Raw genomic sequence first — 7744 nt, 5'->3', positions numbered from 1 at the left:
GATACCCTAGGACGACACCCGCGACCTGCTGCTGGTCGCCGGCGGCACCGGCCTGGCCCCGATGAAGGCCATCGTCGAGCAGCAGGCCGCCCAGCGCCCGCGCGGCCGCCGCGTCCACCTGTTCGTCGGCGCCCGGGACCGCGGCGACCTCTACGACTGGTCCGCCCTCGCCGAACTCGGCCTGCACAAGCCCTGGTTGGCGCTCACGCCGGTCACCGCCGGCCGGCTCGCCGACGCCGTCGCGGGCGCCGGGGACTGGCGCGAGCACCTCGCCTGCGTCAGCGGCCCGGCCGGCATGGTCGCCTCCGTCCGCTCCGAACTGCTCGCCGCCGGGCTGCCCCTGGCCCAGGTCCGCTACGACCAGGCGCTCGCCCGTTAGCCGTACGTGCTGCCGCCGGACGTCCCGCCGGTGGACGTCCCGCCGCCGGACGTCCTACCGGTAGCAGTAGGAGTCCGAGGAGGCGTCGCCGCCCGCGAGGTGGGTCTGGTGCACCCGCAGGCCCCGGAAGTCGGCGCCGTGCGGGAAGAAGCGCTCGTCGACGCTCAGTCCGCCCGCCTCGGTGTCGGCGTCCAGCTTGATGATCCACGGCTCGATGCCGTCCGGGTAGAACTGGTCGTCCCAGGCGCCGTAGAGGGAGTTGGTGAGGTAGAGCCGGCGCCCGTCCCGGCTGATCTCGACCATCTGCGGGGCGCCGCTCAGCGGGCGCCCCGGCGCGGCCGGGTGCGGGGTGCGGGCGACGACCCCGCCCAGCCGCACCGAGTCGGCGAGCCGCGGGTGGAACGGGTCCGACACGTCGTACTGGAACAGCTCGCCGGTGCCCCACGCGGACACGTACAGCCAGCGGTCGTCCACCGACAGGTTGATGTCCGTGATCAGCGGCGGCACCGCGCCGAACGGTTGCAGCGCGGGCGGCAGGTCCTCCGTCTTGGCGGGCTCGGCGGGGATCTCGATCACCTTGCGCGCGGTGAACGCCGGGCCCTCCCGGTACCAGAGCCAGACCGAGGCGGACAGGTCCTCGACGTTGGTCACCACCCCGGCGAAGCCCCACTCGGCCTGCGGATCGTGCGCCGGGCGCAGCTCCAGCACCATCTGGTACTGGTCGCCGAGGTCGATCCGTTGCAGGTGCCGCCCCGAGTCCAGCTCCCAGAAGTGCAGCGCGTGCCCGTACTTGCGGCCCAGCAGCAGCTCCGGGACGACCCCGCCCTCCACCATCCAGGGCGTGCCCCACTCACTGGTCACCCCCACGTTCGTCCCCAGGTGCCACCAGACGTCGTACGCGAAGTGCTGCGGCCCGCGCTCCGTCTCCCAGGCGCGCAGCACCTCGAAGGTGGTGTGGTCCAGCAGCGCCACCCCGCCGGGCCCGTCGTTCCCGTCCCCGCTGCCCAGGCAGGACAGGAACACCCCGTCCGGCCCGCAGTGCAGGGTGTGCGGGCGCGAGTAGCCGGCCTTGGCGGCGAGTTCCGCCGCCTCGACGGTCTTGACGAGGCGCGGCCGGACGGGGTCGGGCCGGGTGTCCATCACGTGCAGCCGCGAGGAGCGCAGGCCCGGGAGGAGGAGGTAGCGCCGCTCGGGGTTCTCGTGGCAGGCGTGTGCCAGCGCGCTGGAGCAGGCGTTCCACCCGAAGTGGTGCAACTCGTCGCCCAGCGTCGGCAGTTCGGCGAAGTTCAGGACCTTCCCGTAGCTCGTCGACGCCGGATCGGTGTCCACGGTGAGCAGCGCGTCCGGCCGCTCCCCGGCCCGGTCGAACCCGGCGACGTACGCCAGCGTCTCCGGTGGCGCGGCGATCGCCTCGGCGGCCGAACGGTACAGCGACGGATCGGTGCGGCCGGCCTGCGGCATGTGTTCTCCTCAACTCGCCTGCGTGACAACCGGAGTTGGATCTGTCCGGGTAGCGTTCCACATGACCACCGGCGCACAGCAGGCGCACGGGGAGCGATCAGGAGGCGCGGACGGCCGGGCCGCACCGGCGCCCGGCAGACCGGTGCCCGGCAGGCAGCCCCGGGCTACCGGCCGGTATTGTCGGGGTCCTGGATCGGGATCACCTGCGACGGACGGCAGGTCGAGCATGAGGACGGGTGCGGCGCAGATGGAGTTTCGGGAAGACATCCTGGGTGCCCCCTACGAGACGGCCGAGCTGACACTGCGGCCGGACGCCGAGGGGGAGGTCTGCGCGACGCTGGTGCGCCGGCTGGTGCCGGGGGCGGAGCGGGCCGTGCTGTACATCCACGGGTACAACGACTACTTCTTCCAGACCAACCTCGCCGACCACTTCGCCGCGCTCGGCTTCTCCTTCTACGCCCTGGACCTGCGCAAGTACGGCCGCTCCCTGCGCCCGCACCAGTCGCCGAACTTCGTGCGCGACCTCGCCGAGTACGACGAGGAGATCGACGAGGCGGTGCGGATCATCCGCGAGGTGGACGGGCACCGGCGGCTGCTGCTGAACGGGCACTCCACCGGCGGGCTGATCGGCGCGCTGTGGGCTGGGCGGCGCTCGGGGCGCGGCCTGGTGGAGGGGCTGTTCCTGAACAGCCCGTTCCTGTCGATGCCGGCCGCGCCCGCCGTGCGGACCGTCGGCGGCCCGGCCGTCACCGCGATCGGACGGCTGGCGCCCACCCGCGTGCTGCCGTCGACGCTCAACCCGCACTACACGCACAGCCTGCACAAGGACCACGAGGGCGAGTGGGACTTCGACCTCACCCTCAAGCGCCCCGAGGGCTTCCCGCTGTACGCGGGCTGGCTGTCCGCCATCCACCAGGGCCACCGGCAGCTGCGGCACGGGCTCGGCATCGACGTGCCGGTGCTGCTGATGGCGTCGACCAGGTCGATCACGACCACCAAGTGGCACAACGCCCTGCACCACGCGGACGCCGTGCTGCGCGCCGACGACATCGCCGGCCAGGGCCCGCGACTGGGCCGGCACGTCACCATCGTCCGGATCGAGGGCGGCATGCACGACCTGGTGCTCTCGGGCGAGGCCGCCCGCACCCGGGCCTTCGCCGAACTGGACCGCTGGCTCGCCGCCTACCTCGACGTCCGGCCGGCGGACGTCCGGCCGGTGGACGCCCAGGCCGTGGACGCTCAGGCCGTGGGGGAGAGCGCGTGACGGACGAGTCGGTGACGCACGAGGCGGCGGCGGACGAGCCGGTGCCGGTCGGGCGCCACACCGACCTCGGCTTCGCCAAGCTCATGCCGGACCTCGACCGGGACGGCGGCTGGCTGCTCACCCTGGACGGCACCCCGCAGTCCTACGTCGACCTCGCCGACCCGACCCACCTGGAGTTCGAGTACACCCGGCGGCTCGGCCACCTCGCCGACGCCCTCGCCCCCGCCGGGCGGCCGCTGGACGTGCTGCACCTGGGCGGCGGCGCGCTCACCCTGCCCCGCTACCTCGCCGCCACCCGCCCCGGCTCGCGCCAGCGGGTGGTCGAGGTGGACGGGCCGCTGCTCGACCTGGTCGCCGAGCACCTGCCCTGGCAGGGGCCCGGCGCGGACATCACCGCGACCGTCGGCGACGCCCGCGCCGCCCTCGCCGAGACCCCGCCCGGCACCCGGGACCTGGTGATCGCGGACGTCTTCCACGGCTCGCGCACCCCCGCCCACCTCACCTCGGTGGAGTTCCTGCGGCTGGCCGCCGCCGCCCTGCGCCCCGGCGGCTGCTACGCCGCCAACCTGGCCGACGGCCCGCCGCTGGCCTTCGCCCGGGCCCAGGCCGCGACGGTCGGCGCGGTGTTCCCGTACACCTGCCTGGTCGCCGAGGCCCCGGTGCTGCGCGGCCGCCGGTACGGCAACATCCTGCTCGCCGGTTCGACGGCCCCGCTCCCGGCCGCCGAGCTCACCCGGCTGCTGGCCGGCGACATCTTCCCGGCCCGCCTCACCGACGGCGCCGACCTGGCCGCCCTGGTCGGCCGCACCGCCCCGGTCACGGACGCCGACGCCACCGACTCCCCGCCCCCGCCGGACGGAGCGTTCAGCATCGGCTGAGCGGCGCGGCGGCCCGAGCGTCCCCGCGTCCGGGGTGTCAGAATCGGCGGGTTCAGGCCGGAGCGTGGAGCACGTCGAGCGTCGAGCACGTCGAGCGTCGAGCACGTCGAGCGTCGAGCACGTCGAGCGTCGAGCACGTCGATCGTGGAGCACGCCGAGCGCGCAACACGTCCGGCGCGGAGCAGGTCCAGCGCGGAGCACGTCCGAAGGAGTGAGCGATGAGCGGCGGGGAGCGGCCGGAGTTGGCGGAGGTGCCGGAGACGGCGTTGTGGACGCTGTGGCACCGCGCGGTGGAGGCGCGTCGGCCGGACACGGTCCTGGAGGACCCGAAGGCGGTCGAGCTGGTCGACCGGATCGACTTCCCGTTCGCGGAGCGCTTCGGGGAGGGCGCGCTGGTCAGCCAGTTGCAGGCGCTGCGGGCGGCCTGCTTCGACCGTGAGGTGGCGGACTTCCTGACCCGCTGCCCGCGCGGCACCGTGGTCGGCCTCGGGGACGGCCTGGAGACCCAATCGTGGCGGGTCGACAACGGCCGGGCGGACTGGCTGTCGGTGGACCTGCCGGAGGCGGCCGCGCTGCGGGAGCGGCTGCTGCCGCCGGACGACCGGCGCCGGATCCTCGCCTGCCCGGTCACCGACCCGGGCTGGATGGACGAGGTGGATCCGGCACGCGGAGTGATGATCTGCGCCGAGGGCCTGCTGATGTACCTGCGGCCGGAGGAGGTGCGGGCACTGATCGCGGCCTGCGCCGAGCGCTTCCCCGGCGGGTCGATGGTGCTGGACGCGGTGCCGCGCTGGTTCAGCGCCCGGTCCGTCCAGGGCAAGCTGCGGAACCGGCACTACCACGCCCCGCCGATGCCGTTCGGCATGGACGCGGACGAACGCGGCAAGCTGGCCGGCGCGCACCCGGCGGTGACCGACGTGCGCGAGGTCTACCCGGAGGGCGGGCGGGGCCTGCTCCGCGCCCTGCTGCCGCTCGTGCGCCGGGTGAACGCGCGGCCGTCCGTGGTCGCACTTCGCTTTGCCGGATCTTGAAGAACGGCTGGTCAAGCGGGAACCATGAGGCACCACCGCACGTCGTAACCACGGGTGATCGGCCGGGGGGACAGGCCGCCCGGCACGTTAGGCTGCCCTTATGGGGAAGCGGCCGCGTTGCCGCCATCGGACAACTGCCGGAATCGGCGCGCGGCACCGCTGAGGGCCGCGCCGGCTCCGACCTGCCACGGAGGTACTGGCCTTGCACATCGACGCCTGGATCGAGAGCGTCCCACCGACCGCGGTGTACGCCCTGGTCGGCCTGATCATCGGCCTGGAGTCGCTGGGCATCCCGCTGCCCGGCGAGATCGCCCTGGTCACGGCCACCCTGATGGCGGTCAAGGGTGTGGTGAGCCCGGAATGGATCGCGGTGGTCGCGATCCTCGGGGCGATCATCGGCGACTCGATCGGCTACTCGATCGGCCGCAAGGGCGGCAAGCCACTGTTCGAGAAGCTCGGACGGAAGTTCCCCAAGCACTTCGGGCCGTCCCACCTGGCCACCGCCGAGCGCTCCTTCCAGAAGTGGGGGATGTGGGCGGTCTTCTTCGGCCGCTTCATCGCCCTGCTGCGCATCTTCGCCGGACCGCTCGCCGGCGCGCTGAAGATGCCGTACTGGAAGTTCCTGATCGCCAACGTGCTCGGCGGCATCGTCTGGGCCGGCGGCACGACGCTGCTGGTCTACAAGGTCGGCAAGAGCATCGAGCCCTGGCTGTCCCGCTTCTCCTGGGCCGGCCTGGCCGCGGCGGTGCTGGTCGGCGGCGCCTCGGCCTGGTTCATGAAGCGCCGGGCCGCCAAGACCCACGCCAAGATCGAGGCGGAAGAGGCGGCCGCCGCAGCGACCGCCGCCAAGGCGCCCGTCGCGGAATAAGCGCAGTAAGCGCAGTAAGCGCAGTGACGAGGCGTCTGCACTGAGCACGGCGGGGCTGTCGAGCCCTCGGAGTAGCATCGGCGGGTACCTGCCGATCATGCACAACTGGAGGGCCCGATGACCCAGTCGACGTGGGATGCCGTGGACGCGTACTTCTCCGAGCAGTTGGTCGGGCACGACCCGGCGCTGGAGGCCGCGGCCGCCGCCGCCGACGCGGCCGGGCTGCCGGAGATCGCCGTCGCCCCCAACCAGGGCAAGCTGCTGCACCTGCTGGCGCTGACCCAGGGCGCGCGGCGGATCCTGGAGGTCGGCACGCTCGGCGGGTACAGCGCGATCTGGCTGGCCCGGGCGCTGCCCGCGGACGGCACCCTGATCACCCTGGAGATCGACCCGAAGCACGCCGAGGTCGCCCAGGGGAACATTGCGCGCGCAGGGCTGGAGAAGGTCGCCGAGGTGCGGCTCGGCCGGGCCGCCGACTCGCTGGCCGCGCTGGTGGAGCAGGGCGTGGAGCCCTTCGACCTGGTCTTCATCGACGCGGACAAGCCCAGCAACCCCGAGTACTTCCGGCGGGCGCTCCAGCTGACCAGGCCCGGCTCGCTGATCATCGTCGACAACGTGGTGCGCGGCGGCGCCGTCGCCGACGCGGACAGCACCAACCCGGCGGTGGTCGGCACCCGGGCCCTGCACGACCTGATCGCCGCCGAGCCGAGGGTCACCGCGACGTCGGTGCAGACGGTCGGCAGCAAGGGCTACGACGGCTTCACGCTGGCCCGCGTGCAGAACTGAATTTTTCAAGTACCACGGAGGAACGGAGACATCGTGCGGATCGGACTGCTGGGCGCCGGCCCCTGGGCGGAGCGGGTGCACGCACCCGTCCTCGCCGAGCACCCCGGGCTGGAGTTCACCGGCGTCTGGGCCCGCCGGCCTGAGGCGGCCACGGCCCTCGGCGGGGCGTACGGCGTCCCCGGCTACGCGGACCTCGACCAGCTGCTCGCCGAGGTGGACGCGGTCTCGATCGCGCTGCCGCCGACCGTGCAGGCGGGCCTCGCGGTACGGGCCGCCGAGGCCGGCTGCCACCTGCTGCTGGACAAGCCGGTCGCGCTGACCGTGCCGGACGCGCAGGCCGTGGCCGAGGCCGTCCGGGCCCACGAGGTCGCCTCCGTGGTCTTCTTCACCGTCCGCTTCGGCGGGGAGCAGATCCCGTGGATCGAGCAACAGGCAGGCCTGGGCGGCTGGTTCACCGGCCGCTCGGACTGGCTCGGCTCGGTGTTCGCCCCCGGCAGCACCAGCCCGTACGCGGCCTCGCCGTGGCGCGAGGAGAAGGGCGCGCTGTGGGACGTCGGCCCGCACGCGCTGTCGGTGCTGCTGCCGGTGCTCGGCGACGCGACGCAGGTCACGGCGGTGGCCGGCCCGCTGGACACCGTCCACCTGGTGCTGCGGCACGCCGCCGGCGCCTCCAGCACCCTGGCGCTCAGCCTCACCGCGCCGGTCGGCGCCGGCGGCGCAGGCCTGGAACTGCGCGGCGAGCACGGCATCGCCCACCTGCCCGAGCGCGGCGAGGGCCCGACCGCAGCCCTGCACCGCGCCCTGGACGCCCTCCAGGCCTCGGCCGCCACCGGCCAACCACACCCCTGCGACGCGGAGTTCGGCCTGCGCGTGGTCGAAATCCTGGCCGGCGCCGAACACTCCCTGACCACGGGCGCACCGGTCGCGGTGTAGCTGTGACACCCGGGGGGGGCCCCCGCCGGCCAACCCCAACGCGCCCCCCCCCGGGACAAACGTAGACGCACCCCCCCCCCCCCCCCGGCGCCCCCACATGACCGGGGGGGACCCGGTGTGGCGCGGGTGTGGCCCCACCATCGA

8 protein-coding genes are annotated in these 7744 nt (G+C 73.9%); 7 read left to right on the top strand and 1 reads right to left on the bottom strand.

Features of this window, described 5'->3' with window-relative positions; translation table 11 throughout:
• Nucleotides 1-61 precede the first annotated feature (61 nt).
• Entirely contained in the window at nt 62-379 is a 318-nt protein-coding gene (locus tag ACFV61_RS12470) for a hypothetical protein (RefSeq protein ID WP_380491505.1), read from the top strand.
• A 54-nt stretch (nt 380-433) separates the two neighbouring features.
• Here ACFV61_RS12470 and ACFV61_RS12465 read toward each other — a convergent pair whose 3' ends face one another.
• Entirely contained in the window at nt 434-1840 is a 1407-nt protein-coding gene (locus ACFV61_RS12465; RefSeq protein WP_380491503.1) for a selenium-binding protein SBP56-related protein, read from the bottom strand.
• Nucleotides 1841-2087: 247 nt separating this feature from the next.
• On the opposite strand from ACFV61_RS12465, the gene ACFV61_RS12460 reads away from it, so the two are divergent.
• From ACFV61_RS12460 to ACFV61_RS12435, 6 genes are all read left to right on the top strand, one after another.
• Nucleotides 2088-3104 (top strand): alpha/beta hydrolase, encoded by a 1017-nt coding sequence (locus ACFV61_RS12460; RefSeq protein WP_380428926.1) that lies wholly within the window; start codon nt 2088-2090, stop codon nt 3102-3104.
• Nucleotides 3105-3187: 83 nt separating this feature from the next.
• Nucleotides 3188-3982, top strand: coding sequence for a fused MFS/spermidine synthase (locus ACFV61_RS12455; protein ID WP_363373491.1), 795 nt, complete (start codon nt 3188-3190; stop codon nt 3980-3982).
• Nucleotides 3983-4200: 218 nt separating this feature from the next.
• On the top strand, nt 4201-5013 hold the full coding sequence (locus tag ACFV61_RS12450; protein WP_380491501.1) for a class I SAM-dependent methyltransferase: 813 nt from the start codon (nt 4201-4203) through the stop codon (nt 5011-5013).
• A 202-nt stretch (nt 5014-5215) separates the two neighbouring features.
• Complete coding sequence (locus tag ACFV61_RS12445) at nt 5216-5881, top strand: DedA family protein (protein WP_363373283.1); 666 nt, start codon at nt 5216-5218, stop codon at nt 5879-5881.
• 117 nt (nt 5882-5998) lie between these two features.
• On the top strand, nt 5999-6667 hold the full coding sequence (locus tag ACFV61_RS12440; protein ID WP_380371515.1) for an O-methyltransferase: 669 nt from the start codon (nt 5999-6001) through the stop codon (nt 6665-6667).
• Between the two features lie 33 nt (nt 6668-6700).
• A complete protein-coding gene (locus ACFV61_RS12435; RefSeq protein ID WP_380371513.1) occupies nt 6701-7600 on the top strand; it encodes a Gfo/Idh/MocA family protein in 900 nt (299 codons plus the stop codon).
• Nucleotides 7601-7744 lie beyond the last annotated feature (144 nt).

It is taken from the genome of Kitasatospora sp. NPDC059817 (genome assembly GCF_042731835.1).
In the GTDB taxonomy this organism is placed as follows: domain Bacteria; phylum Actinomycetota; class Actinomycetes; order Streptomycetales; family Streptomycetaceae; genus Kitasatospora.
Note: the sequence above shows the minus strand (reverse complement) of the source record. Positions and strands in the feature narration are given on the sequence as shown.